Annotated in this window: 23 protein-coding genes and 1 riboswitch; of the genes, 14 read left to right on the top strand and 9 right to left on the bottom strand. The window is 40.0% G+C overall.

Annotation, left to right across the window (positions count from 1 at the left end):
• Nucleotides 1-103: 103 nt before the first annotated feature.
• The 3 genes from ATS76_RS08465 (at nucleotide 104) to ATS76_RS08455 (ending at nucleotide 4,063) form a co-directional block, all read left to right on the top strand.
• Nucleotides 104-1,432 (top strand): GH1 family beta-glucosidase, encoded by a 1,329-nt coding sequence (locus ATS76_RS08465; RefSeq protein WP_058551780.1) that lies wholly within the window; start codon nucleotides 104-106, stop codon nucleotides 1,430-1,432.
• Nucleotides 1,433-1,464: 32 nt separating this feature from the next.
• A complete protein-coding gene (locus ATS76_RS08460) occupies nucleotides 1,465-2,991 on the top strand; it encodes an MFS transporter (protein ID WP_058551779.1) in 1,527 nt (508 codons plus the stop codon).
• A 70-nt stretch (nucleotides 2,992-3,061) separates the two neighbouring features.
• A complete protein-coding gene (locus ATS76_RS08455; protein ID WP_058551778.1) occupies nucleotides 3,062-4,063 on the top strand; it encodes a LacI family DNA-binding transcriptional regulator in 1,002 nt (333 codons plus the stop codon).
• Here the strand turns inward: ATS76_RS08455 and ATS76_RS08450 are convergent.
• Nucleotides 4,060-5,004: a LysR family transcriptional regulator gene (locus ATS76_RS08450; RefSeq protein WP_058551777.1), complete on the bottom strand. Its 945-nt coding sequence runs from the start codon at nucleotides 5,002-5,004 to the stop codon at nucleotides 4,060-4,062. The genes ATS76_RS08455 and ATS76_RS08450 overlap by 4 nt on opposite strands.
• Before the next feature lie 113 nt (nucleotides 5,005-5,117).
• Here ATS76_RS08450 and ATS76_RS08445 point away from each other — a divergent pair, with 113 nt between their 5' ends.
• Nucleotides 5,118-6,065 carry a sodium-dependent bicarbonate transport family permease gene (locus ATS76_RS08445; protein ID WP_058551776.1) on the top strand — a complete coding sequence of 316 codons (948 nt, stop codon included), beginning with the start codon at nucleotides 5,118-5,120 and terminating at the stop codon, nucleotides 6,063-6,065.
• A gap of 33 nt (nucleotides 6,066-6,098) precedes the next feature.
• On the opposite strand, the gene ATS76_RS08440 is transcribed toward ATS76_RS08445, so the two are convergent.
• From ATS76_RS08440 to ATS76_RS08425, 4 genes are all read right to left on the bottom strand, one after another.
• Nucleotides 6,099-6,626: a M23 family metallopeptidase gene (locus tag ATS76_RS08440; protein WP_058551775.1), complete on the bottom strand. Its 528-nt coding sequence runs from the start codon at nucleotides 6,624-6,626 to the stop codon at nucleotides 6,099-6,101.
• Between the two features lie 146 nt (nucleotides 6,627-6,772).
• On the bottom strand, nucleotides 6,773-7,180 hold the full coding sequence (locus tag ATS76_RS08435) for a hypothetical protein (protein ID WP_058551774.1): 408 nt from the start codon (nucleotides 7,178-7,180) through the stop codon (nucleotides 6,773-6,775).
• Nucleotides 7,181-7,499: 319 nt separating this feature from the next.
• Nucleotides 7,500-7,904: a hypothetical protein gene (locus tag ATS76_RS08430; RefSeq protein ID WP_058404355.1), complete on the bottom strand. Its 405-nt coding sequence runs from the start codon at nucleotides 7,902-7,904 to the stop codon at nucleotides 7,500-7,502.
• Nucleotides 7,905-8,089: 185 nt separating this feature from the next.
• Nucleotides 8,090-8,902, bottom strand: a complete 813-nt coding sequence (locus ATS76_RS08425; RefSeq protein WP_058552008.1) for an alpha/beta fold hydrolase — start codon at nucleotides 8,900-8,902, stop codon at nucleotides 8,090-8,092.
• 201 nt (nucleotides 8,903-9,103) lie between these two features.
• Here ATS76_RS08425 and sbcB point away from each other — a divergent pair, with 201 nt between their 5' ends.
• A complete protein-coding gene (gene sbcB, locus ATS76_RS08420; protein ID WP_058551773.1) occupies nucleotides 9,104-10,549 on the top strand; it encodes an exodeoxyribonuclease I in 1,446 nt (481 codons plus the stop codon).
• Nucleotides 10,550-11,326: 777 nt separating this feature from the next.
• On the opposite strand, the gene ATS76_RS08405 is transcribed toward sbcB, so the two are convergent.
• Nucleotides 11,327-12,208 carry an NAD(P)-dependent oxidoreductase gene (locus ATS76_RS08405; RefSeq protein ID WP_058551770.1) on the bottom strand — a complete coding sequence of 294 codons (882 nt, stop codon included), beginning with the start codon at nucleotides 12,206-12,208 and terminating at the stop codon, nucleotides 11,327-11,329.
• 121 nt (nucleotides 12,209-12,329) lie between these two features.
• On the opposite strand from ATS76_RS08405, the gene ATS76_RS08400 reads away from it, so the two are divergent.
• The 3 genes from ATS76_RS08400 (at nucleotide 12,330) to ATS76_RS08390 (ending at nucleotide 14,690) form a co-directional block, all read left to right on the top strand.
• The gene (locus ATS76_RS08400; RefSeq protein ID WP_058551769.1) at nucleotides 12,330-12,851 is read left to right on the top strand and encodes a glutathione peroxidase; all 522 of its coding nucleotides are present in this window, start codon (nucleotides 12,330-12,332) and stop codon (nucleotides 12,849-12,851) included.
• A gap of 73 nt (nucleotides 12,852-12,924) precedes the next feature.
• Nucleotides 12,925-13,911, top strand: coding sequence for a 2-hydroxyacid dehydrogenase (locus ATS76_RS08395; RefSeq protein WP_058551768.1), 987 nt, complete (start codon nucleotides 12,925-12,927; stop codon nucleotides 13,909-13,911).
• Nucleotides 13,912-14,015: 104 nt separating this feature from the next.
• On the top strand, nucleotides 14,016-14,690 hold the full coding sequence (locus ATS76_RS08390; protein WP_058404349.1) for an NYN domain-containing protein: 675 nt from the start codon (nucleotides 14,016-14,018) through the stop codon (nucleotides 14,688-14,690).
• A 4-nt stretch (nucleotides 14,691-14,694) separates the two neighbouring features.
• Here ATS76_RS08390 and ATS76_RS08385 read toward each other — a convergent pair whose 3' ends face one another.
• The gene (locus tag ATS76_RS08385; protein WP_058551767.1) at nucleotides 14,695-16,017 is read right to left on the bottom strand and encodes a sodium-dependent transporter; all 1,323 of its coding nucleotides are present in this window, start codon (nucleotides 16,015-16,017) and stop codon (nucleotides 14,695-14,697) included.
• Nucleotides 16,018-16,157: 140 nt separating this feature from the next.
• Here ATS76_RS08385 and ATS76_RS08380 point away from each other — a divergent pair, with 140 nt between their 5' ends.
• Nucleotides 16,158-16,907, top strand: coding sequence for a 4'-phosphopantetheinyl transferase family protein (locus ATS76_RS08380; RefSeq protein ID WP_058551766.1), 750 nt, complete (start codon nucleotides 16,158-16,160; stop codon nucleotides 16,905-16,907).
• Here ATS76_RS08380 and lysC read toward each other — a convergent pair.
• Both lysC and nhaD read right to left on the bottom strand, forming a co-directional pair.
• Entirely contained in the window at nucleotides 16,904-18,283 is a 1,380-nt protein-coding gene (lysC, locus tag ATS76_RS08375) for a lysine-sensitive aspartokinase 3 (RefSeq protein ID WP_058551765.1), read from the bottom strand. The two genes, ATS76_RS08380 and lysC, sit on opposite strands and share 4 nt — an antisense overlap.
• A gap of 75 nt (nucleotides 18,284-18,358) precedes the next feature.
• Nucleotides 18,359-18,531: riboswitch (Lysine riboswitch) on the bottom strand.
• Nucleotides 18,532-18,641: 110 nt separating this feature from the next.
• Nucleotides 18,642-19,889, bottom strand: a complete 1,248-nt coding sequence (nhaD, locus tag ATS76_RS08370) for a sodium:proton antiporter NhaD (protein WP_058551764.1) — start codon at nucleotides 19,887-19,889, stop codon at nucleotides 18,642-18,644.
• A 219-nt stretch (nucleotides 19,890-20,108) separates the two neighbouring features.
• Between nhaD and ATS76_RS08365 the strand changes: the two genes are divergently transcribed.
• The 5 genes from ATS76_RS08365 (at nucleotide 20,109) to ATS76_RS08345 (ending at nucleotide 26,271) form a co-directional block, all read left to right on the top strand.
• Entirely contained in the window at nucleotides 20,109-21,395 is a 1,287-nt protein-coding gene (locus ATS76_RS08365; protein WP_058551763.1) for a hypothetical protein, read from the top strand.
• Nucleotides 21,396-21,400: 5 nt separating this feature from the next.
• On the top strand, nucleotides 21,401-21,949 hold the full coding sequence (locus tag ATS76_RS08360; RefSeq protein ID WP_058404343.1) for a condensin complex protein MksE: 549 nt from the start codon (nucleotides 21,401-21,403) through the stop codon (nucleotides 21,947-21,949).
• A complete protein-coding gene (locus ATS76_RS08355; protein WP_058551762.1) occupies nucleotides 21,946-24,720 on the top strand; it encodes a hypothetical protein in 2,775 nt (924 codons plus the stop codon). The genes ATS76_RS08360 and ATS76_RS08355 overlap by 4 nt, the downstream gene beginning before the upstream one ends.
• Nucleotides 24,721-24,856: 136 nt before the next feature.
• On the top strand, nucleotides 24,857-25,408 hold the full coding sequence (locus ATS76_RS08350; protein ID WP_058429181.1) for a DUF4136 domain-containing protein: 552 nt from the start codon (nucleotides 24,857-24,859) through the stop codon (nucleotides 25,406-25,408).
• A gap of 65 nt (nucleotides 25,409-25,473) precedes the next feature.
• Nucleotides 25,474-26,271, top strand: coding sequence for a hypothetical protein (locus ATS76_RS08345; protein ID WP_058551761.1), 798 nt, complete (start codon nucleotides 25,474-25,476; stop codon nucleotides 26,269-26,271).
• The last annotated feature ends 12 nt before the right edge of the window (nucleotides 26,272-26,283 follow it).

Here is a 26,283-nt window from a genome sequence, read left to right as displayed (position 1 = left end):
TAAATACTATACCCGGCGGTTAATCAAATTAATTATGGAAGCGCTTCCAACTTTAACTTTATAAAAGCAAATTTACTAAAAATAAAGCAGGGGTTTTCGCTTAATGAAACAATTATCTTTACCTAGTGGCTCACCACTTTTAGCCAAACACTTTACTTACGGTGTGGCCACAGCGTCTTTTCAAATTGAGGGTGGTGCAGCAGATCGCCTCCCCTGCATTTGGGATACCTTTTGTAGTGAAGAAGGTAAAATTGCTGATAATTCAAATGGTGATGTTGCCTGTGAGCATTACACACGTTGGCAAGACGATATAGATTTAATTGAGTCGCTGGGTGTAGACGCTTACAGGCTTTCTATTTCGTGGCCACGTGTAATGACCGAGGCGGGTCACTTAAACCCAACAGGCGTTAAGTTTTATACCGACATTTTAGATGAATTAAAACGCCGTAACATTAGAGCTTTTGTAACGCTGTACCACTGGGATTTACCGCAACATATTGAAGACGAAGGCGGTTGGCTAAACCGAAATACGGCTTACGAATTTGCACATTACGCAGACTTAATTACCAAAGCCTTTGGCGAGCGAGTACATTCTTACGCCACCTTAAACGAGCCTTTTTGCAGCTCTTACTTAGGCTACGAAATTGGGGTACATGCGCCTGGCATTGTAGGGCGAGAGTTTGGTCGAAAAGCTGCGCACCATTTACTACTTGGCCACGGGTTAGCAATGCAAGTGCTTGCTAAAAATAGCCCAAATACGCTAAACGGTATTGTACTTAACTTTACGCCTTGCTACTCAGTTACCCAATGCGAAGAAGATTTAAACGCCACTGCATTTGCTGATGACTACATAAATCAATGGTACATGCAGCCTGTAATGCAAGGTAAATACCCTGATATTATTCAGCAATTACCTAAAGCCCACCGCCCTGATATTTTACAAGGCGATATGGACATTATTTCACAGCCACTTGATTATTTAGGCGTGAATTTTTATACCCGCATGCATTATCAAGCAAGCGAAACAGACTTTTATCATGAGCTGCCACATAAAGCCCCAATGACAGATATTGGCTGGGAAATTTACCCTAAAGCCCTTACAGAATTACTTGTATCGTTAAATGAAAAATACACCCTACCGCCTATTTATATTACCGAAAATGGCGCAGCCATGGCTGACGAATTTAAAGACGGTGAGGTGAAAGATAACGATCGTATTGACTATTACAACGAGCATTTAAATGCCCTACATAATGCAACAGCACAAGGTGTTAAGGTAGATGGGTACTTTGCTTGGAGCCTGATGGATAATTTTGAATGGGCAGAAGGATATTTAAAACGCTTTGGTATAGTACACGTAGACTACAACACACAAAAACGAACTGTTAAAGCCAGTGGTAAAGCGTACACTAAACTCATAACAAGTCGCTAAATTAGCGGCTTATAACAATAAGAACACACACTGTGAACAAACTCCCTTTATACGAAAAAGTCGGTTATGCCATGGGTGACGCGGGTGCTAATTTAGTATGGCGCGGCGCATTGGCCTATTTAGCGGTATTTTATACCGACACCTTTGGCATATCGGCTGCAGCGGCCGCCATGCTGTTTTTAGTGGTTAGATTATCTGATGGTGTAACCGATATAATTATGGGCATGATTGCCGATAGAACGCAGTCACGCTTTGGAAAATTTAGGCCGTGGATACTCTACTCCGCGCCCTTTTTAGGTTTGTTTATGGTGCTGTGCTTTACCACACCAAACTTTAGCGAAACTAATAAACTTATATATGCCTACGTTACTTATATTGGTTTAACACTTGCTTATACAGTCAGTAACGTACCGTACTCTGCACTTATGGGCGTAATGACCCCCGATGACACCGAGCGCACAAAGCTATCAGGATTCAGATTTGCAGGCGCATTTACAGGCGGGTTATTAGTAATGGGCTTTTTACCGGAACTTGTCGCTTTTTTTGGAGGTGGTGATAACGCCAAGGGCTATCAGCTCACTATGTATTTGTTCGCAAGTTTACTTATTGCGCTTATGGTTATTACCGTTTTAAGCACTAAAGAGCGCGTAATCGCGCCAGCTTCAGAGCAAGGGTGTTTGAAATCAGAACTATATGATTTAACTAAAAACCTGCCATTTATAATATTACCTTTGTTATCAACAACACTGTTTTTTTATTATCGCGATTTATACAGCGGGTTATTTTTTGCTTTAGTTATGTCGGCAATGACTGTTGTTATAAAAAAACTACTTAATAAAAATAAACAAAACCTAACCGGTTCGCAGCGCGATATGGTCGATTTACTAACCAATAAACCGTGGTTAGTTTTATTGGGTATTGGCTTTTTAACCATGATGTTTAATGGCATAAAATACGGTGTTATTGCTTATTACTTCAAGTACCACGTTGCTGATGAACTAATGGCAGGGCAATATTTTATTGCCTTATTAATAGTCTCTATTTTTGGTGCACTTGCTACAGGCAAGCTGGCTGAAATTATGGGAAAACGCAATTTATTTATTGCATCGTTGTTGCTAAGCGGCTTATTAACCACTGCATTTTATTGGGTGCCTAGCAATAATATTGTGGCTGTATTTACTTTTGGCTGCGCGGCTGAATTTTTTGCAGCCATGATGCCTACTTTGTTTTTTAGCATGCTAGGAGATTCTGCCGACTACTCCGAGTGGAAAAATAAACGCCGTGCTACCGGGCTTATTTATTCAGCAGGTACCTTTGTGCAAAAAACGGGGGGTGGTTTTGCTGGGGCACTTGTATTAGTGGTACTTGCAGGCTATGGCTATAACGGTATGGATGAGCTTACAATTAACCAAGCCCTGCCCGCTATGCAGTTACTAATGAGCTGGATCCCAGCTGCTTTTGCTTTTTTAGGTGCCGCGTTGATGCTTATTTATCCGCTTACACCTGCAATGACCCAAAAAATAACAGAAGATTTAGCAATTAGGCGCAGTAATGTGTAAATTAACTTTTAATCACAACTTATGTTTTATAAATTTTATTTAAAACAAATGCGTACAATCTAGGATATAAATGGCGACTATTTATCAAGTATCAGAAATGGCAGGTGTGTCTTTATCAACTGTATCTAGGGTGCTTAACGACAACGACTACGTAAGTAAAAAAACGAAAAAAAAGGTGTTAGAGGCGATGAAAGAGCTCGGCTATCAGCCAAGCTCTATTGCACGCTCTTTAGCATCAAGCCGTACTAACAGTGTAGGCATTTTAGTGTCTGAGTTAGACGGCCCGTTTTTTGGACAAATGATGTCGGCCATTGAAGAGCAATTACGCATAGCGGGTAAACACGTAATTATTACCCCCGGCCACAGTGATGAAAAAAAAGAAAAAAACGGTTTTGAATTTTTAATTAGCCGTAATTGCGACGCCATTATTGCTCACGTAGAGGCGGTATCTAACGAGTATTTAATTGAGCTCAGTAAAGGTAAAACCCCTATTTATTTAATGAGTCGTTACGTTAAAGAAATAAAGCAAAACTGCATTAGTCTCGATAATGTTATGGGGGGCTACCTTGCAACAAAAGCTATGATCAACAAAGGGCATAGACGTATTGCTTATATTGCCGGCCCCCAGTTTAAAGAAGATGCCTCAGATCGTTTAAAAGGTCACAAAAAGGCGCTTGCAGAATATAACCTCACCTTTGACGAAAGCTTGTATTATGTGGGCGACTTTAAAGAAACCGGTGGCAGCGATGGCCTACGTCATTTTATTCAACATAAAGCGCAAATTACGGCTCTTGTGTGCGCCAATGACGAAATGGCATCGGGTGCAATGAAATATGCCCGCGAGCATGGCTTTAATTTACCTAAAGATTTAGCAATAATTGGGTTTGATAACGTTATTTTTACCAATTACCTTTACCCTACACTTACCACAATAGATAACCCAGTACCCGAAATGGGGCGTGCGGCAGCCAATTTGGTGCTTAAAGATATTTATAAAAAAAGCGGCATAACGGTTAATCAGGTGTTTGAGCCCAAGCTAATTTTAAGAGACTCAACCCCAGATATAAATTAGTTTAGTTGCAAATTATCTAACTCGTTTCGTACCCACTGCGAATCGAGGTATTGCTCTAAATGCTGCTGTGCAAATTTTAAAAAGTTTCGCGCCGCATGGGATATATGCCTGTCGGTTCGCATAACAAAGTACCAATGGCTTGCTAAATGAGTGTCGGTAACTGTTAATACTTTAAAGTTTGCATCGTCCTTTGCGAGCACATGGCGAGATAAAACAGCGATTCCCATGCCCGACGATACCGCAACTCTAATTGCTTCGTTGCTGGCCATTTGTACCGAATCGCTGAGTACTAAACCACGACTTTGCAGCTCGCTTTCAAATAACATGCGTGTTGCCGAGCCATTTTCGCGTAATAAAAATCGGTATTGCATTAAATCCCTAAGCTTTACTGACTTTTCACTGGCAAGAGGATGATTAACCGGCACAATAAACTCAAGCGGATTATGTAAAAAACGTGCAGCTTGCGCATGTTCAAGCGATGGAGGATGACTGAAAACATAAATATCGTCTTCACCTCGCTCAAATCGGTCAAGCACTTCTGCACGGTTACCAATTTCAAGTGGAAGCTCTACATGCGGGTGTAAATTACTATAGGGCCCTAATAATTTAGGCAAAATGTACTGCGCGGTGTTGACCATGGCTATTTTACACCTGCCGCGCTCTCCGCCATTGAGCTCTGTTAAAAAGTCTTGGTAGTCTTCAAAGTGTCCAAATACTTGCTGGCAGGTTTTAAAAAGCGCTAATCCAGCCTCTGTTACATGAAGTTTTTGCTGTTGCATATGTATTAATGGCTCGCCTATGGTTTCTTGCAAGCGTTTTATTTGCAGCGAAACAGTGGGCTGGGTTAAGTGCAAGCGCCTCGCGGTTTCACTAATTGAGCCTGTTTTTACTACGCTCATAAACACTTCGAGCAATCTAAATGAAATATGTCGTAAATCCACAATCACCACCTATAGATAATTATTTATACCTAACTAGTATTTATTTTATTATTTACTATACAAAGTTTTAAATACAATAGCGCTACTTAATTTCATATTTAAAAGGAAACGTTGTGCCTGATATAGTTGTTATGTTTTTTATTTTAGGATTAGTAGCGGGAATATTACGCTCTGATTTAACCATTCCTAAAGCAACCTACGAAACACTAAGCTTATTACTCATGCTTACTATTGGTTTAAAAGGCGGCATGGTACTTCACGGCAATTTAAGCTGGCAACTGCTACCAGAAATGGGCACAGTGATGCTCTTAGGTGCACTTATTCCGCTAATGCTATACCCCATTTTAAAATACGTTATTAAATTATCGGTGGCTAACAGCGCAAGTATTGCAGCGCATTATGGCTCGGTAAGTGCCGGTACGTTCGCGGTTGCGTTAGCGTATGCCGAATCTGCAAATTTAGCCGTTGGCGCTGAAGTAACGCTCTATTTAGTTATGCTAGAGCTTCCCGCTATTATTGTTGGCTTATTACTTTATCGCAAGCTCGATAAAGACCCAGGCCAAACAAGTTCACTCTCATTAAAAGCGCTCTGGCACGAAACCCTTACCAACAAAAGTGTTATTTTATTAGTGGGTGGTGTAATTATTGGCATGATGTACGGCACATCGCAAGGCAGCCAGGTTACCAGCTTATTAACAAGCAGTTTTAAAGTAGTCCTCGCTTTATTTTTACTAGAAATGGGGTTAGTAGCTGCACAAACACTGCGCCCTTTCCCATGGCAACATTGGAAATTAGCGACTTTTGCTATTATTACCCCACTATGTTTGGGCACAGTAGGTGTTGGCGTAGGTACTTTATTAGGATTAGAACTTGGTTCAGTGGTTATACTCGGTAGCTTAGTAGCCAGTGCCTCTTACATTGCAGCACCTGCAGCAATCAAAGCCGCTATTCCTAAAGCCGATATAGGCCTTGCCATGCTTAGCTCGCTAGGTGTTACTTTTCCGTTCAATGTAATCGTAGGTATTGGCCTTTACCATCAGCTTGCTGTAGCTATTCAATAACCAACATTTAGCGCGGTGACTTGCCACTGACCATTAACGGTTAACCAGTTTTGTGTGTGGGTTGATATAAAACATTCTTTTCCAACCTTGGCTCTCATTTGTTGCAAGCCAAGGTAATGGAAATAAAGACACAATTGAATAATGAACATGAGGCGGCTTACCTACTGCATTTCCTGTGCTACCCAGTAAGCCGATATTTTCATTTAGCTTTACAATGTCACCTTTACTTACAGTGTAGCTATTTAAATGTGCTAAATAATGAATACGCCATTTAGGCCCAAGTATAGCAACCACCTTACCGCCTCTTTTAAGCTCTCCACTAAACACAACAAGCCCGTTAACAGGTGCAACAACATGCGTATTTTTTTTACCAAAAATATCAATACCTTTATGAACCCCCGACTTACCCCATGGCTCATACCAAAAAGTAGCATGATTCCAATCGTTGGGTGTTGCTACTAATACGGGATTAGCTATTTTTTCAGGCAAAGCAAACAAGGCGAGTACTAGGGTTAATATAATAATGACTAAGGTGAGCAGTAATATTTTTATGTGTTTCAAAATGGGGCTTATTTTTGAGTTAAACAATTAAATGTATTATTAACCCGCAATGATGAATAGATAATGAGCACTTTAAAAAACAGTAAACACAAAAAAGCCGATGCAAGATTACTCTAACATCGGCTTTTTCACTATGGTAATACTTATTATAAAGAAAGCTCTTCTTTAGCACGTGTTAAATTGTGCGACACCATTGTGCTATTAGACATTGATTTAGCTTCGTATAAATCAGCAAGACCAGCAGTTTCATTGTTCGCTTTTAAACGCGCTACACCTCGGTTGCTTAACGCGAATGAAGTAAGCTGGCGTACTTTAAATCGTGGAGCGTCTGCGTCTTTTAACAATGCAATTGCTTTAGTACAAATTGCTTCAGCCTGTGCGTAGTTTTTTGACTTAACATTAAGTGCGCAGTTGTTAAACGATTGCTCAAGCGGCTGCGGCGCAGTTTGCGCTTCAATAACCATTAATTTGTAGTCACTTGAATCAGCCATTACAGCTGCAGAGCAAGTTAATAATGAGCCAAGAGCGATGGTTTTTAAAAGTGTACGTTTCATGGTTTGCCTTTCCTAATTAAGTGAGTCGTGCTTGTTGCCGACAACTGAACTTTAGAGTAAAAGCTCAAACCTCACAAACGATAAAAACAAACTCAATAAGTGAATAAAATTAATCTATAGACTTTAGTCTAATAACCTTAAAAATATCTCGATTATTTAGTAAATTACATTTTATAAACTATGACTAAAAATAACGCTGTGGTTATAAAAATAGGATTAAAACAATAAAAACTATAAAAACTATAATGATAACAATACAAAAAAGCCCCAGCAGGTTAAACCTAGCTGGGGCTTTTTTAAATGTGCTTGCTAAAGCAAATTACAGAGAAAGCTCTTCTTTAGCGCGATTTAAATTGTGCGATACCATAGTGCTGTTAGACATTTGGTTAGCTTCATAAAAGTCTGCAAGTGCTGCTGTTTCGTTATTTGATTTTAGACGCGCTACACCACGGTTACTTAACGCAAATGATGTAAGCTGGCGTACTTTAAAACGTGGTGCGTCTGCATCCTTTAAAAGCGCAATTGCTTTAGTACAAACTTCTTCAGCTTGTGCATAATTTTTAGACTTAACATTAAGTGCGCAGCTATTAAATGATTGCTCAAGTGGCTGCGGCGCTGTTGCAGTTTCGATAACCATTAATTTGTAATCACTTTGATCAGCCATTGCAGCAGCTGAACAAGTAAGTAAAGAGCTAAGAGCGATAGTTTTGATAAAAGTTTTCATGGTCATAATCCTGTTTGGTTAAGTCGTGCTTGTTGCCGACAACTGAACTTTAGAGAATTACCATCAAACCGACAAACGATAAAAACAAAACCAATAAGTGAAGATAATTAACTTATAGACTTTAGTCGAATGCCGACTATTAATTTCGAAAATTGATATTTATCAAAACAACCAAAAATTTAAACTTATTGAGTGCGTTCAAGTAACTTAACTATCTGGGTTACAAGCATTTCTGGCTCATCACTTTGTGGATAGTGATAGCTTTTATTTGTTATTACTATTTCACCTTGAGGAAATGCATTAGCCCACTTTGAATGTAAGTCGCCCCACATTTCCCGCGCTTTGTCAGTAAAAAATAATATAGATGGGTTTTTATACTTTTTAACTGAAGCGATAACTGTCACGGGTATATCAGCAATTTGAGGGTAATCAGGTAGCGGGCGTTTTGACCAAAAATCTAAATATTGATTCGACATGCCATTTTTCATGTCATCAATCTTTATTGCTGCAATTTCTTTTTCAGCGCGTGGTAAATCAATCGCGCGCATAATATCTACATCATGTTCTGATGCAGGCTCAATTAACATCAATGCTTTGATGTTATTAGGGTATGTTGCAGCAAATACACGCGCGATATAAGCTCCATAAGAATGCGCAATATATACAACAGGCTCTTTTATTTTCAGTGCTTTAAGTAATAACACAGCCTCAGCTGCATATTCTTCAGAGCTGTAGTTTTTCTTTACTTGTGCAGAGCCACCATTACCAATACGAGAATACCGTATAACTTTAGCGTGCTTGGTAAGTGACTCAAAAACAGGATCCCAATCACTTAAACCAGCAGAGCCGCCCGCTTCAAGTAAAATAGTATGTTTACCTTCACCTGCTAATTCGTATTCAACGTCAAAACCATTTACTTGAACCTTAGCCGTACTGGCTATTACACCGTGTGGGATGAAAAGCGAATAAAAAATGATTGCGGTAAAGAGTATTCTCATCATATTTTTTACTTAAGTTAATTTAAAAATACCATATGCGATATTAAATATGACTTCCAGCGGTAATAGTTAAAATTTCTAAAGTTTAAATTAAGGTACCTATAAACTCCCTCGCCCATATGCCATAATCTAAATAATTCATAAATTTAGTAACTTGGCGCATATTTGTGCATTTTAAAGTTAACTACTCAGGGTTTTACCATGGCATATCAAGAGCAAAATCAAGCAACAATCTATTGGCACGATTATGAAACTTGGGGGGCGAGCCCTCAAAAAGATAAGCCGAGCCAGTTTGCAGGTATTCGTACCGATCTTGATTTAAATATAATTGGCGAGCCGCTTATTGAATATTGTAAGCCGCAAGCGGATTACTTGCCCCACCCTGAGGCGTGTTTAATTACGGGGATTACGCCACAAGTGGCGATGAAAAAAGGTTTGGTTGAAGCTGAGTTTATTGCAAAAATTCATGCCGAATTTATTGCGCCTAATACTTGTGTGGCTGGGTATAACAGTATTCGCTTTGATGACGAAGTAAGCCGTTATAGCTTTTATCGTAACTTTTACGACCCGTACGAGCGTGAATATAAAAACAATAATAGCCGCTGGGATATTATTGATTTAGTACGTGCGTGTTATGCGCTTCGCCCTGAGGGCATTGAATGGCCGTTAAAAGAAGATGGCAGCCCAAGCTTTAAGCTTGAGCATTTAACAGTAGCCAACGGTATTGAACACGCTGCTGCGCACGATGCGCTAAGCGATGTAACCGCCACTATTGCATTGGCTAAGCTAATAAAAGAAAAACAGCCAAAGCTTTATAACTTCTTTTTTGGGCTGCGTAATAAAAAAGCGCTTGGCGATTTAGTAGATGTATTTAACATGACGCCGCTGGTGCATACTTCATCGCGTATTCCTGCAACGCAGGGTTGTACTACGTGGGTTGCGCCTATGAGCTTTCATCCGGTAAATAAAAACGCTGTTATTTGTTTTGATTTAACCCAAAGCCCGCAAGTGTTACTTGATTTAAACGTAGAAGAATTACGTAAACGACTATACACCAAACGCGTCGATTTAGCCGAGGGCGATTTGCCTGTTGGTTTAAAGCTGGTGCATTTAAACAAGTGCCCTATTTTAGCGCCTGCAAAAACATTATTGCCTGAAAACGCAGCCCGTTTAGGCATTGACCGCAAGCAGTGCCTTGCTAATTTAGCTATTTTAAAAGCCAATACCGAGCTTCGTGATAAAGTAACTGAAGTGTTTAACGAACAAGGCGATTACAGCGCGACCACTAACGTTGATTACTTACTTTATAATGGCTTTACAAGCCATGCCGACAAAGCTAAATTTGCGATTATTCGCGATGCTAAGCCAGATGAACTAGCAGGCTTAAATTTAGATTTTGAAGATAAAAAGTTCAATACATTACTGTTTAGATACCGCGCACGAAACTGGCCTGAAACACTAAATCAGCAAGAGCTTGATCAATGGCGCCAGTATTGCCAAAACAAGTTAATGCACGGGGAAGATCAACCCTCAATTAGCGCACAAGATTTTATGATCACCCTTGAAAACTTGGCACATGAACACGACGACAGCGAAAAGAACCTGACTATTCTAAAGGCGCTTTATAACTACGCGCAGAGCATGTAATTTGCTTTAAGTTTATTTGTATAGCGCATATAAAAACGCGACGCTTGAATTACAAAAGCGTCGCGTTTTTTTGTTTGAATTATTATGGGCTTCGCCCATCACGCAAGCAAGCTTCGCGTCTACAAGTAAAACCCATATCTACACCTTGGTGGTAGACGTAGAGCTTGCTCACGTGAAAAGCACAGCTTTTAATTGCTAAAATAAAACACAATCCACAAAGAGAAGCGAATAAGGAGTAAATGAGAAAACATAAGCCAAAAATAGCTTTGGCTATTCACTTCCTCTAAAAGCGCAGCGCCTCTTTTTCCTTTTTGTGAATACATCACTTTACGGGCTATGCCCGTTACGCAAGCAAGCTTCGCGTCTGCAAGTAAAACCCATATCTGCATCTTGGTGGTAGACGTAGAGCTTGCTCACGTGAAAAGCGAAGCTTTTAATTGCTAAAATAAAACACAATCCACAAAGAGAAGATAATGAGGAGTAAATAAGAAAACATAAGCTAAAAATAGCTTTGGCTATTCACTTCCTCTAAAAGCGCAGCGCCTCATAACCTCTTTGTGAATAAATTACTTTACAGACTATGCCCGTTACGCAAGCAAGCTTCGCGTCTACAAAACAAGCGATAATTTATACTTGCCAGTAATCGTAGAGCTTGCTAACGCGAAAAGCGTATAGCTTTTAATGAGAAAACATAAGCCAATAATAGCTTTGCCTGATCACTTCCTCTAAAAGCACAGCGCCTCTTTTCCTCTTTGTGAATCATTCACTTTAATTACATTATTTTTTATGCAGCGCTTCTATACGAGCAAGTAAGCTTGAAGTGTCGTATCGGCCACCGCCAAGCGCTTGTACGTCGGCGTAATATTGATCGACCGTTGCCGTCATTGGCAATGTTGCGCCATTGTTTTTAGCTTCATCAAGTGCAATACCTAAATCTTTACGCATCCAATCTACTGCAAAACCAAACTCGTATTCACCTGCCCACATTGTTTTGTAGCGGTTTTCCATTTGCCACGAACCGGCTGCCCCTTTAGAAATGGTCTCAATTACTTTTTCACCATCAAGGCCTGCTTGCTTGGCAAAGTGCAAGCCCTCGGCTAAACCCTGTACAACACCAGCAATACAAATTTGATTAACCATTTTACAAAGCTGGCCCGAGCCTACGCCGCCTAACAATTGGCTAAAACGGCTAAACGCTGCCATTAGAGGCTGTACTTTGGCAAATACAGCTTCATTACCACCGGCCATTACCGTTAAAACACCATTTTCAGCGCCAGCTTGGCCGCCAGATACGGGCGCATCAATAAAGTCGATATTTTGCAGCGCCGCTTTTGCAGCCACTTCACGGGCTACTTCAGCAGAGGTTGTTGTGTGATCCACCAAAATAGTGTGCGGTAACATACCCGCTAAAACACCGTCGTCGCCATAAACTACAGAACGTAAATCATCATCGTTACCAACACACATAAATACTATATCAGCGCCTTGAGCCGCTTCGCGTGGGGTATGTGCAAAGCTTCCTTTGTATTGTTCAGTCCAACTTTGCGCCTTGGATTGCGTACGATTAAATACGCATACATTATTACCTTTATTGGCTAAATGCCCCGCCATTGGGTAACCCATTACGCCTAAACCTATAAATGCGACTTTCATTGACATAAAAATGACCTATTTAACTGCTAACTTAGAAACTAGGTCCCGATTATGTCAACCGACCAACAAAAAAGCGAATGAAAGTCTTTGTAAAATTTCCACTAATTGGAAATTAAGTAGGTAACCTATGGATAGTATTTATCAATTTAATGCACCACTTTATAACAGTGAAAATTTTTCTTTAAGCGAGTTAAAAGGCAAAACTGTACTCATTGTCAATACAGCCAGTAAATGTAGTTTTTCAATGCAATTAAATGCCCTAGAAAAGCTTTACCAAGAGTACAAGCATCGTGACTTTACGGTACTTGCATTCCCATGTAACCAGTTTGGACAAAACGAACCGCTTGATAATTTAGCTATAAAAGATTTTTATCAAATGCAGTTTGGCGTATCGTTTGATGTATTTGGTAAAGTGATGGTCAATGGCCCAGACGCACACCCTTTATTTGGCTATTTAAAATGCCATACACGCGGTATTTCACAAAACCGGGCAGTTAAATGGAATTTCACAAAATTTTTAATTAACTCACAAGGGCAACTAGTTGCTCGTTATGCACCGCGTACAAAGCCCGACACACTCAAACACGTTATTGAAACAAACCTGCTGCAAGCAGCTAAATTAAGTAATAAAAAAGCAATCGCTACTTGAGCACATGCCAGTAACGTAGTTTAATTTAAGCAGATCCACTATTTTAAACGCACCAAATTGCTGGAGCCACATCATGAACATTGCTTTTTTTAGCGCGCAAAAGTACGAAAAACCTTTTTTTGAACACAGTATTGCACCTCATAATAGCTTAGCAATAACCTATTTTGATCAATCGCTTAACGAGCAAACTGCGGTTTTAGCAAACAACTTCAATGCAGTATGTGTGTTTGTAAACGATACGGTTAACGCTGAGGTTATAAAACTATTGGCAGCACAAGGTGTAAATACCATACTACTGCGCTGTGCCGGTTTTAATAATGTGGATTTAGGTGCGGCCAAAGCACATAACATCAATGTATTACGTGTACCTGCATACAGCCCCGAGGCCGTTGCTGAACACTGTATTGCGCTTATGCTTACACTGAGTCGAAAAACACACAAAGCCTACAACCGCGTGCGCGAAGACAACTTTGATTTAAACGGGTTACTTGGTTTTAACCTACACAACAAAACAGTGGGTATTATTGGGTGCGGAAAAATTGGCTTAGCACTGTGTAATATTCTCAATGGGTTTGGCGCAAAGGTGTTGGTATGCGATCCAAATGCAATGCCGGGTAACTACACCATTACCGACCTAAACTCGTTACTTAGCCAAAGCGATATTATTTCACTGCATTGCCCGCTCAACGAGCAAACTTATCACCTAATCGATGAACGTGCTTTTGATAAAATGAAGCCTGGCGTTATGCTTATCAACACCTCACGCGGTGCATTATTAAACAGTAAAGCGTGCATACAAGCACTTAAAACACAAAAACTTGGCTACTTAGGGCTTGATGTTTACGAACAAGAATCCGAACTGTTTTTTAAAAACCACAGCGACGAAATTAACCAAGACGATATATTTTCCCGTTTAGTCGGTTTTAAAAATGTACTGATCACCGGGCATCAGGGCTTTTTTACTCAAGAAGCACTCACCGAAATAGCAAACACTACTATTACCAATGCCCTTGAGGTAGAACTAAATAAACCGCTAAGCAACGCAGTTTTTAATAATTAACCTGAACTCAGGTTAATTAATATTTATAGCCATTTACACTTGCCAAAATATGCTGCGCAGTGGTATCAATTAATTAAATTTGATGGCTTTGAGCAGGTGTTTAAATGGAAAAAACAGCGTTATTCATAGATGCAGAAAATATAAGCCATAAATTTATAGATCAAATAATGGCTAAGTTTGAACATATTGAGGTTAAAAAAGCGTACGGCAACTTTGGAGCAGTACAACTAAAACCTTGGGTAAATATTTGTTCGCGCCATGCAATAGAAATGGTGTACCAAGAAAAACTCGTAAAAGCTAAAAGTAATGCGGCCGATATTGCGTTAACTGTTGGGGTTATGGAGTCTTTGTATGTCTCCCCGATTGACACTTTTGCAATAGCCTCTTCTGATTCTGACTTTGCGGCTTTAGTACACTTTTTAAGACGAAATGGTAAAAAAGTAATCGGATTTGGTAATAATACTGCCAGTGCTAAACACTATTTTGATGACTTTTATATTTTAGGTAAAAAAAATACAATACCTAAAGTAAAAAGTAAAAGTATTGCCTCTGCTGATACCTACCATTTAGCACTTGTAAAAGAAGCCGTTGAAAACACGCAACATGCAAAAACTGGACTCTCCGAAACAGTGGATGTGGGTACCTATCTCCATCGAATATTCAACATTACAAAAAAGCAGCTTGGCGTGAATAAGTTGTATCAATATTTTAAGCATCACGACCAGCATTTTAAAATGCAAAAAGCCCCCGACGGAGGCTTTTTAGTTTCGCTGCATTAAGTCATTAACCAAAGGCGACGTTTGCAAATACCAAGGTCATTAATATTGGGCATACAAAACGGATATACTGGGCAAACCAAAAATGCGCGCCCGTGCTAGCTTGGTGCAACTTATTACCGCGTTTGAACATCCAACCAACCGTTATAAAGTAAAATAACCCCATTAACGGAAGTTGGTACTGAGTAAACACCATAATAACTAAACCAAATAACCAATCGAAGTTTAATATAATTGCACTTGCACATATTAAAACCACTAAACTCACTAACCACGTAGCTTTAGTGCGGTTAACGTTGTGGTTTTCCACTAAAAATGCAACTGGAATTTCAGTCGATGAAATAGTAGATGTCACTGAGGCTATCGACATTAATACAAAAAACAATAAACCAACCAGTAACCCTATTTCCCCCATGGTATTAAATAGCTCAGGTAAAATGGCAAATATAAGCTGTCCTTCACCAATTAATTTACCGCCACTAAATACCTCAACGCCGTTATGTTGTGCAACATAAATAGCCGGAATAATAAGTAAGCCAGCTAAAAACGCAACGCCCGTGTCAAGTAATGCAACACTTGCAGTTAGCTTTGGTAAATTAGCATCAGGTTGTAAATACGAGCCGTAAATCATCATACAACCCACACCCAACGAGAGCGAAAAAAATGCTTGCCCCATAGCCGCTATAATTAAATTTGGATCGAGTATTTGGCTAAAATTAGGCATTAAATAGGCTGCAAAACCTTCGCTTGCACCATCCAAAGTGGCTATGTAAGCAATGAGCGCCACAAGTAACACCAATAGCATTGGCATGAGTCGGCGCGACCACGTTTCAATACCCGATTTAACCCCTTTTAAAATAATGCAGGCCGTTAAAATAAGCATTAATGGTGTAAACACAAAATTACGCGCAACTGAGTCACTGTGCAAAAATTCGCTCACACTGTGTAAACCAACAAACGTTGTCACAGGCTCAATTGCGTACGACAACATCCAGCCTGCCACAATTGAATAAAAGCTCAACATGACTAAAGCGCCCGCAAGACCAATATAGCCCGCAGCGGCACCTATTTTACGATTGCTATCTTGCCACGCGTCACCCAGTGCTTTTACCGGGTTTGCTTGTGCGTTATGCCCTAAATAAAGCTCAGTATACAGCGCTGGAAGCGCCAACAAAAAGATGACCAGAAAATAGACAAGTAAAAATGCACCACCGCCATGATTAGCAGCCTGTGTAGGAAACCCCCAAATATTACCCAAACCCACTGCCGCGCCAGCAGCGGCTAAAACAAAACCAAGTCGGCTTTGAAACCCATCACGCATTTGTGCCATACATCTACAAATCTGTTATTATTTTGATTGTTGTGAATTAAACCATATTTAATGCCAGCTGAGTAATAAAATTGTATTCAGCCTTTGTTTGTCGCGTTAACTGCTCACAATAACAACGACTTTTTTATTTATGGGCTCATATGACCGCACATTTTTTTAATAACGCCTTAACCATAACACCATCACATTTTGCCAGTTTGCCGAAAGGCAAAAATACCGTTTTGTTGTTCAACGCTAATACCCTTAGTTTGACTGATTACAACCTGGCGAGTTTACTTAGCGAATTTGAATTAAGCGTTATTAATCGCCGTAAAAATCCCACAGCTAAACAAGAGTATTTTGCAAGCCGATTACTTTTAAAAATGCTTGTGAAAACCGCCCACCCTGAATTTAAAAATGTGGCGCTAAACGCTATTACCACAAACTTTAACCCAACTACGGCTAAGTTAGAGCTACATATTAACGAATGCATTATTAATACGTGCATATCGCATTCTCATGGTTTTGTTGGGGTTGCTTTAAATTTGGAAAGCGAGGCGTTTGGTTTCGACCTTGAAAAAATAAGCTTAACGCGCCCGTTTGAAAAACTAGCCAAGCATTTTTACCACTCAGACGAAGTGACGTTAATTACGTCGCAACCTAATACGCAAAGCCAGGCCAACACCTTTTTTAGAATATGGACATTGAAAGAATCATTAACTAAAGCAACTAGCCGCCCTATTGCCAAATTACTTAGCCCCAATGTATTTACCGAGCTTGCATTAGCAAACCTTGCTTCAAATAGCCAAGTTGTTAGCACGCAAACAGAGGCATTTGATTTAACCTTAGTGCATAAAAAAAGCACCGACTGGCGGTGCTTTTTGTTAACCGATAAGTCGCTTACTAGTTAAGCCTCTAATAACCGGCTATGGATTGCCTGAACCACGTTGTCAGATTCACTCTGCTCAACTAAAAAGCATAAGTTGTGCTTACTTGCACCGTGACAAATTAATCGAATATTAAAGTCGCTTAATACCTGCATTAAGTTCATTTCGTGTTGGCGAAGTTGAATTTCTGAACCAATGAGCGCCACCAGCGTTAAGTTGTTCTCAACCGATACATGGCAAAATTCAGCAAGCTTATCTAAACAGGCTTGGTCGAGCTCTGGGCGTGATGCGTTAGGCGCGTTATCAAGCGTTATTGCCACACTGATCTCAGACGTGGTTACTAGATCAACCGATATATTAAACTCGCTTAAAATAGTAAATACACGGGCTAAAAAGCCGCTAGCCAGTAACATTTCAGGGCTTTTAAGGGTGAGCAAAATTTGATTTTTACGTTGCGTTACAGCGCGTATACCTGGTTGCTGCGATTTTTCACGCTCTATCCACGTACCACCGCGTTCAGGTTCGCGGCTTGAACCAACAAATACATTAATATGACTACGACTGGCAGGCAAAATAGTCGCTGGGTGCAATACCTTAGCCCCAAAGGTAGCCATTTCAGCGGCTTCATCAAAGCTCAAACGGGCAATAGGCGACGCCTTTACACATAAACGCGGGTCGGTGCTAAAAATCCCCACTACATCCGTCCAAATATGTACACTTTTAGCGTTTATTGCCTCTGCAAGTAAAGCGGCACTGTAGTCAGACCCACCACGGCCAAGAGTTGTTGTTTGGCCAAATTCGTCACTACCAACAAAACCTTGCGTTACAATAACTTGTTCATCTAGTAGTGGAATTAAATACTCTTTAGCAGCTTGTGCTGTTGCGCTTACATTAGGTGTTGCTTTTCCAAACTGGCTGTCTGTTTTAAGGACTTGGCGTACATCAAAACGATCGGCATTTAAGCCTTTTAAACGCAGCACTTGCGCAAATAAATACGACGATAAACGTTCACCAAAGCTCAACAGTTCATCGTGTTGTTGTGCAGTAGTCAGTTGTTGCTGAGCGAGTGCTTGAAAAGCTTTTAATGTTTCGTTAAAGCCTACGGCTAAATCGGCATCAAGTGATAATTCATCTAAAATGGCTTGTTGAATAGCAAGTACACCGTCAATATTTTCTTGGCGTTGTTCGCTAGTAATATCACTTTTACACAGTGCAACTAAGTGGTTAGTTACGCCGGCACTGGCGCTCACAGCAACAATACGAACACTTTTGTCGGCAACAATAATTTCGCTACAACGATTCATCGCATCAAAGTTAGCCACACTGGTTCCGCCAAATTTGGCAACGATGTAATCTGATTTAACGTCCGATACTGTTTGCGGCACTGATTGGGTAGTCATTTAGTCTCCTTTTGCGGTATCCAAACCGCGATAAAACAAGAAGAACTTGGCAAGTGAATGCTTGAAGGTAAATCCACTGCCAGAAGCTCTCCACCTAGATTGGTGACAGTTTTGAGGATTCAGCCCCATAAACCGAAAAACAACATCGACGTAACGTTGGTTTTCTCGGCGAGTACTTCCCTCTTTAATGGTTATGGGCGTTCGTCACCTACCATTAAATACCTAAGTATCGCACCTCTTCTGAATGTTGTATTAACCAATGGCTAATAAAACAAAACCCCACTTTTAAGCGGGGTTTGAAAGTTAACGTTTAGCCGTCTAGCTGTCAAGCGTTTTAATGCGGTTCGTTAAGCAAAACTTAAACAAATCCGCCCATGTAATACGCGCCCGCATAGCCAACGGTATAACTTACTAACAAATACAGCGACAAACGTAAGTAACTCATAAATGTTAGCTCTTTTACTTTACTCATGGCAATAATACCCGCAGCCGATCCAATAATAAGCATTGACCCGCCAACACCGGTTGCATAAGTAAACGACAACCAATCTTGCTGACTCATCACTATATTGGCTTTTAGTAAGGCAGCGGTAAGCGGCACGTTATCTACCCCAGCCGATAAAATACCCATTAAGTAGTTAGCGTACTGTGGAGCCATAACCGTATATAGATCGGTAAACTTACTTAGCATGCCTATCTCTTTTAATGCGCCTACCAATAATAAAACCCCGACGAAAAACAGTAAGGTGTCGTATTCTATGTCGCGTACGTAGTCGATAATATTTTTGTTTATGTCTTTTTTGCGCATTAAAAATTGCGCCACTAAAAACATAATTGATAAACCACATAAGAAAGTTAATAAAGGCGGTACACTGTAAATAACACTCAGCGCGAGTATGCTGATAACTGTAGATACAAAAATAACTGCAATGGTGATATCGGTTTTTTCTATGCGTTTTTTTCCTGACTTAGAAAATGTTACTTCCCCTTTCATACCAATACTTAACATTGCCGCTAACAACATAACACTGATAAATGCAGGTGCAATAAGCAGTAATAAGTTAGCAATGGTGACTTTTCCATCTAAAAATATCATTAAGGTGGTAACGTCACCGGTAATTAACGATACACCGCCGGAGTTAACACCAAATACAATGAGCGTGGCATATTTTATGAGTTTTTTAGGCGGCAGCTTTAACGACATAACCACAGCGAGCGATATTAACGTGGCTGTTACGTTGTCTGAAACCGACGAAAACAAAAAGGCAAATCCCCCAACCAAAAACATCAGCTTGCGTTCGCTAATACTTGTTGGCATCACTCTGTGCACAATATTTTCGATAAACCCCTTTGAGTTTAAATAAGCAACAAAGGTCATGGCGGCCATTAAAAACAACCACAGCGATGCTATCTCTAAAATATTTTCGTTAAGGAGTTCTTGTACTTGCTCTGGGCTTTGCCCATGCAGAGGGAAAATAAACAGGAGGATCCAGCAAAGCGTGCCAAAAAAAAGCGTGGTTTTAGCTTTATTTACATGGATGATATCTTCTATAACGATCAATAAGAATCCGATCGCTATCAGGGTTAGAATAATCGTGGAAACCATGGGTATTAAATAACCTTTGATATTGTTTTAAAGAACACACGTAAAGTCCCTCTCAACGTGCCTATTTTCGGCGCGAATGTTAGCACTGCGGCTATGCAAAAACTATTATTAAATAGTCTTAAAAACGAATACTATATACAGGCTAGATTAATTAGAATACGTAATAATGAGACGCTTCTAAATTCTCAATAATAAATTACTAGGATGTTGTAACGCCTTATGATCCCAGCTAAAAAGCGACTAAATACCCTTAGCGAACATTGGGGGGTTTTAGAGTTATTATTTAAACGTTTTAAAATGGCCGACTTTAGCCTAAAAGACGTGCAAAATGCCATAAAACAAAAACAGCCCACGTGGTCAAACGAGCGTATATACAAAGAAACCAATCGCTTGCTCAATCAAGATATTTTAATTCCACTCGCTAAATCGTCGCAGCTTGAAATTAACCGTGCCATTGCTGACTTTGCTACTTTTTTACTGCAAGAAGAGCACTTAGGTTTAGCGCAAGAAATTAGCGTACTAGTTGATGATTTAGCCCGCTTAGGTAATAAATTAGATAACGCAGGAAACGTTGAAGACTTTGACGATTTACGCCGCTACAGCCGCATTATGGATGATCGGGTACGTAAAATAATGAAGCTTTTTTCACACAACGAAAACGCCATATTAAATATAGTAGAGCACGCTAAATCCGACCATGGCGTGCAATCGCTGCAAAAACGCTACAAGGCAGTAATAGAGGCCTTTGACGAATACATAGAGCCCATGCTTGAAATGGTCGATATTAGGGGCGATTTTCATGCCTGCTTTACAATAATAGAGCAGCAAATCAGTAAACAAATAGAATACATTGAGCGCTCAGGTAAAGCATATGCCGACAAACGCATGCTAGAGCAATTACGAACTCGTATACTCGAAATGCACCTAATGGGCCGAGAAAGCTTACGTAAAAGCGCCGATATGCTCATGCCACTGCGCGAAGAGCTGCGCCGTAATAACTTAGTTACCCGTCAGGCAGCAAAAGTGCTCGGCCTTGTACGTAAAAATGGCGTAGACAACATGCTAAGTGCTGTACAGCCAAATTTTGTAAGCGACTCTCAGCGCTATTCGCTTGGCCAGCAGCGCCATATAGTTGCCTATATGGCAAGCTTGGTTGAATTTGAACACGAAGAGTACCAGCTCCCAGAGCAACAAGACGTGCCGGCTTTTATAACGCCTAACATACCTGACTACAACGATGTAAAAACAAGCTTTGCAAAACGCTTTAATAAAAAACGTAAAAAGCCTCAGCCATTGCTGCAATTTTTAGATGAAAGCTATCCCGAGCTAGACGCCGACGAAATGCTGTTTTTGTATCAAAAACTAATCAGCGATAGCGACATTAACATTAGTCAAAGCGATGAAAAAGCACGCGTAAAAATTGCCGGGCAGCACTTTTCACTTTATCCATTTAACTCTCAGGCACCAGATTTAGCAGTTCAGCCTAATACTAAGGCAGATAAGTAATTACCATGACACATATAAACCTAGACGAACTAACACACCTGCAAGCCATTAATAAAAAATTAACTGCGGGTTACCACATTTGTGAACAAGACAACGTAATGTGGCAAGAGCTTGACCAACACATTGAATCTTACAGCGCACTATTTACCGCATTAGGTCATGACCTAAAACACGATAGCCGTGGCTTTTACTATTTTGCCAGCGACGAAAGTACTCCAAACATGGGTAAAATATCCCGTGCTGTTGCGCTCACTATTTACATTTTAATTGAACACTACGCAAACACGGGTAAAGACCCAATGCGCGCCCTGTTTGATGAAGTAAACGATTTAGAACTGATGCAAACACTAGTGCAAATTAATAAGCACTTGTTTGATCAGCTTGAGATATTTTCGGGCTCAGATTTACGAAAAGACGTATACCTGCGCATGGTGCGCTTAGGTTTGGCCCGTGAAGTAGAAGGCGGCTTTATGCTACAAGCGCCTATTCACCGCTACATTGATGCATTAATGGAAGTAAACGAAGAAACCTACATTACGGAGGACGAGGAATGAAAAACTTATACGGACTGAGTAAACTCGCCCTACTTAATACCGCAGGCTATGCAAAGTGTGTGATCCCGCTTGATAAAAGCAGCTCTATTTGTGCGCCAAACAATACCGGTAAAAGCTCGGTTATTAACGCCCTGCAATTTCCGCTTATCAACGATTTACGCCTTACCGAATGGGACGGGCACGATTTAGATGAAACCCGTAAGTTTTATTTTTCATCGGATCAGTCGTACATTTTACTAGAAGCTAACCTCCCTCATGGCTCGGTTGTTATTGGTGTAGCTGGACTTGGTAAAATAGCCGGTTACGCACATCAGTACTTTTGTTATCAGGGCAAGCTTGATTTAGCGCAGTACACGCAAGGTAATACTATAATTAAGTTTACCAAGCTGTTTAATCATTTAAAGTCGATTAATTACAACCCTATAGAGCTAAAAGCACAAGAGCTAAACGCCCTACTTACCGGCGGCGCAACCCCGTTTGACAGCGACATTAATTTAAAAATGATCCCGCTTAATAACGTGCAAGACTCAGCTATTTATAAAGAAATTTTTAGGCGTATTCTTAACTTACACAAATTAGGCGCAAGCGATGTTAAACGCTTTATGCTGCGTGTGTTTGAACGCCATATGTCTAACTCTAAGGTCGATTTTTACGAAGTATGGCGTCGCTCGTTTGATAAAGTAAACCGCGCTAAACGTGAATTAAAAGCCCTTGAATCAATGCAAGAGCCAATAAGCGCACTTGAATCAATGCTTGAAAATCAGACCGTACTTAAAGGTAAGTTAGCAGCCTACGCACCTAAAATTGATCAAGCATTGATAGACTTTGATACCTATCAAGAAGATCAATTAAATGAACTCGGTATTGCACTTGAAGACATAGAACACGAAAAACACGAGTTTGAACAAAAGCAAAGCCTATACGTGCAGCAATCGCGCGATATAGAACGCAAACAAACTCAAATTGAGCAATGGTTTTTAGATTACAGCGCCCTTAAAAGCGAGTTTGAGCTGGTAAATAAAGCCACGCTTAAAACCAGCCTTGGCCAACTTAAGCACGATTACGAGTCGCTTTCGCACTCTATAACCAGCGCTCAAGGCCAAAGCCTGCATACCCTTGATTACCGCATTAGCGAAACGCAAAAACAAATCAAAAGTTTAAAACTGCAGCTTAAAAACCTTGAGTTTAATTTGTTTACCCGTATGCGCGAAGACCTATCACTTAAAGAAGTAGAAGAAATATCGCGCATTTTAAACCCCGATCTTCTCTCGTTTTCAACCACCAGTAATGGCGATATAACCATTGACGATGAAGACGCCTTTGGGGAGTTTTTATCGCTATTAAGTGAAAACGTTAAAGGCGGTGTGCTTACGCTTCCAGGCGCAAGTATTAAACTTAAAAAGCTCTCGCCTGTGCAAATGCAGAGCGGCGAAAACAAGGAGCAATTAACGGCGCAGTTAAGTGCACTTGAACACTCATTAAAAGAGTTTAAACAACAGCGCGAAGTAGCCGCTAATGTAGCCGACAAACAAAAAGAAAAAGACGCACTATACGATGAGCTAATGAGCCTTGAGAGCGCGCTTAAACGCTTGGAGCAATTTGAGGTAATGCAACAGTCGGTAGAAGCGCAGGCCATGCTAAAAGAGCAATTATTAGCAGAGCGCGAACAAGTTGACGACTACCTGCAAGACATTCAAAAAAATAGTGGCTCAATTGCAGACAGACGCTCGTTAATTAAATCAAAGCATGAGCAAATTAATCGCCAAACCGAACGCCTACGCCAAGTTAAAAGTGAGCGAATTGATCACACCCTCGATTTATACAGCGGTAAAGTAACCCCGTACATGATTGATTTAACAGTCGACTTTGATAATTTAAGCGACCTAGTACATCACTTTAATAAAGACTGCCAAGAGCTGCGCAATTTTGACATAAACGTGCGTAATACCTATTTGCATGTATATAACGCGGGCATTACTAAGTTCGATAACGAAAACGACGAATTTACTAAATACCAAAAACTAATTAGCGCATTTCACAACCTTGATAACGAACGCGATGCCGTTGAGCGCCAAGGACGCGTAGCGCTTACCGAAGTGGCCGCTACTATAAAAGGCCTGCGCGAAGATTTAGATCGCCTTCGCCGCGAGATGAATAGCTTTAATAAAGGCATTAGCCAGCACCGCATTTCAAACCTGCAAGCGTTTAAAATTAACGTAATACCGCGCAAAATGCTGGTTGATAGTATTGATACCATAATCAGCACGTCGCATCAGTTTGAGCAAGGCGACACCCTTGATTTACTAAGCCAAGAACCCTACAGCGAAAGCGCGGTAAACGAAGCGAAAGATCACTTAATAAAACTTGCATCAGACAAAGCAGGCCTCACCTTAACCGATTTGTTCGACATTCGTTTTGAAGTGGTAAACCGCGCAGGTGAAACTGAACACTTTGAAAAAATAGACTCAGCTGGTTCAAACGGAACACGTATAACCATTAAGTTATTATGTGGCATGTTGTTTATTCGTTACTTATTAAGCGATCAAGAACAAAATCTTTACCGTATACCCATTTACATAGATGAAGCGGCCGATATCGACCCGCAAAACCAAAAAGCAATTATAGAAACCGCATTAAGCTTTGGCTTTGTGCCTATATTTGCCTCGGTTAAGCCACAAATAAGTTGTGACTACATTGTGCCGATTCGTTCAGTAAAAGATGGCGCACAAAACTGGGTAGATGAAAAAGATTGGATAGAAGTAGAACATTAACTTTTTTGAATGACGAATTAACATTAATTAGTCATTCATATTCATCAAACTAAACTAATTTTTAGGACCTTTTAATAATACACATTTAAATGATGTGTGTTATTTTAAGGTAACGCATTTTATTGGAGCAAACGTAATGAAAAATATACTTATTGTTGCAGCACTAGCACTACTTAGCGCTTGTACTCAAACCCCAGATTGGGATTACGATAAATCAGCTAACTTTAGTAATTTTAAAACATTTGCTTGGGTAGAAAACGCGAGTTTAACTAAAGACACCAACAACTACCAAATTAACGGTTTAATGGAAAAACGCGTGCGTACTGCGGTAAATAATGAGCTTACAAACACCCTTGGTATGACATTAGTAGATCCAACCCAAGCTGACGTACTAGTTAACTATCATGCGTCGGTAGATAAAGAATTAGAAGTAGATACATTTAATACTGGTTACAGTAACCGTTGGGGTTACTGGGGTACTGGTTTTCAACGAGACACAACTGCGCGTGAATACGAAGTGGGTACATTGGTTATCGATATTGTAGACAGTGCATCCAATCAATTAATTTGGCGTGGTGCTAAAGAAGGCCGTTTAAAGAAAAAACAATCGCCAGAGCAACGCGAAGCGTCAATTAAAAAAACAGTCGCAAATATTTTAAGCAACTTCCCGCCGCAAAAGCAGCAGTAATTTTCAGGTTAGTTTTTAAAGAGCTCACAGTATGTGAGCTTTTTTGTTAACAAAGGACTCATACCTTGGCATTTTTAAAGTACTTTACAGTCACTCTACTCGCTTTTTTTGCTACGCTCCCCGCACATGCGGAAAATTTAAAATTAACTCCGGGTTTGTGGCAAGGCATTTACAAAAATAATTTTGAATACAATGTACTGGAAATAAAAGAAAACGGAGAACACCGTTTAATCATTGCAAATATCGCCAGTGCATTTCATAGAAATAAATCAATTGCGTTTAATAATAACGATATTAAATGCAGTCGCCTTAATTGCACTATTACACTTATTAGCCCTAATAAAGAACATCTGCAATTTACATTAATTTTAAGCCGTTTTTTAGATAATTCATTTGAGGTATTAGAAATTTATTCTAATGCAGAAGATAATTTTGTCATGTCAAAAACTTACCGGTTGGAAAAACAAGAACGGCAATCTACCGTTCATACATTTATAGATAAATACCGCTCTAAAATAGATAAGTTAGCAACATTAGAAAAGTCAGGCTTATATGGTTTTTGGATAGGATTATTAAATTTAGACGGCAATCAGGAACTCGCAAGTATTGAATTTCATCCCAATAAAGAGTCATATTTCAATTATTTTATAAGTGATGGCATAGTCAGTACCACGTTTATGCCACAAGATATTAAAGAAAAAGACAACGTACTGGAAATCACGACCAGCAATCCACTCTTCGCAAATAAACTAATTATTCATAAAGACAACCGAGAACTCAAAGGCTATATGTATTCAAACCACAAAGGTACAACACTTCAAACTGGCTCATTTAAATTGTATCGCTTTGAAAGGCCTGAGTGACCTATAATCCAA

It is taken from the genome of Pseudoalteromonas sp. 10-33, assembly GCF_001469195.1.
Lineage (GTDB): Bacteria > Pseudomonadota > Gammaproteobacteria > Enterobacterales > Alteromonadaceae > Pseudoalteromonas.
This window is presented reverse-complemented; position numbering and strand designations above follow the sequence as displayed.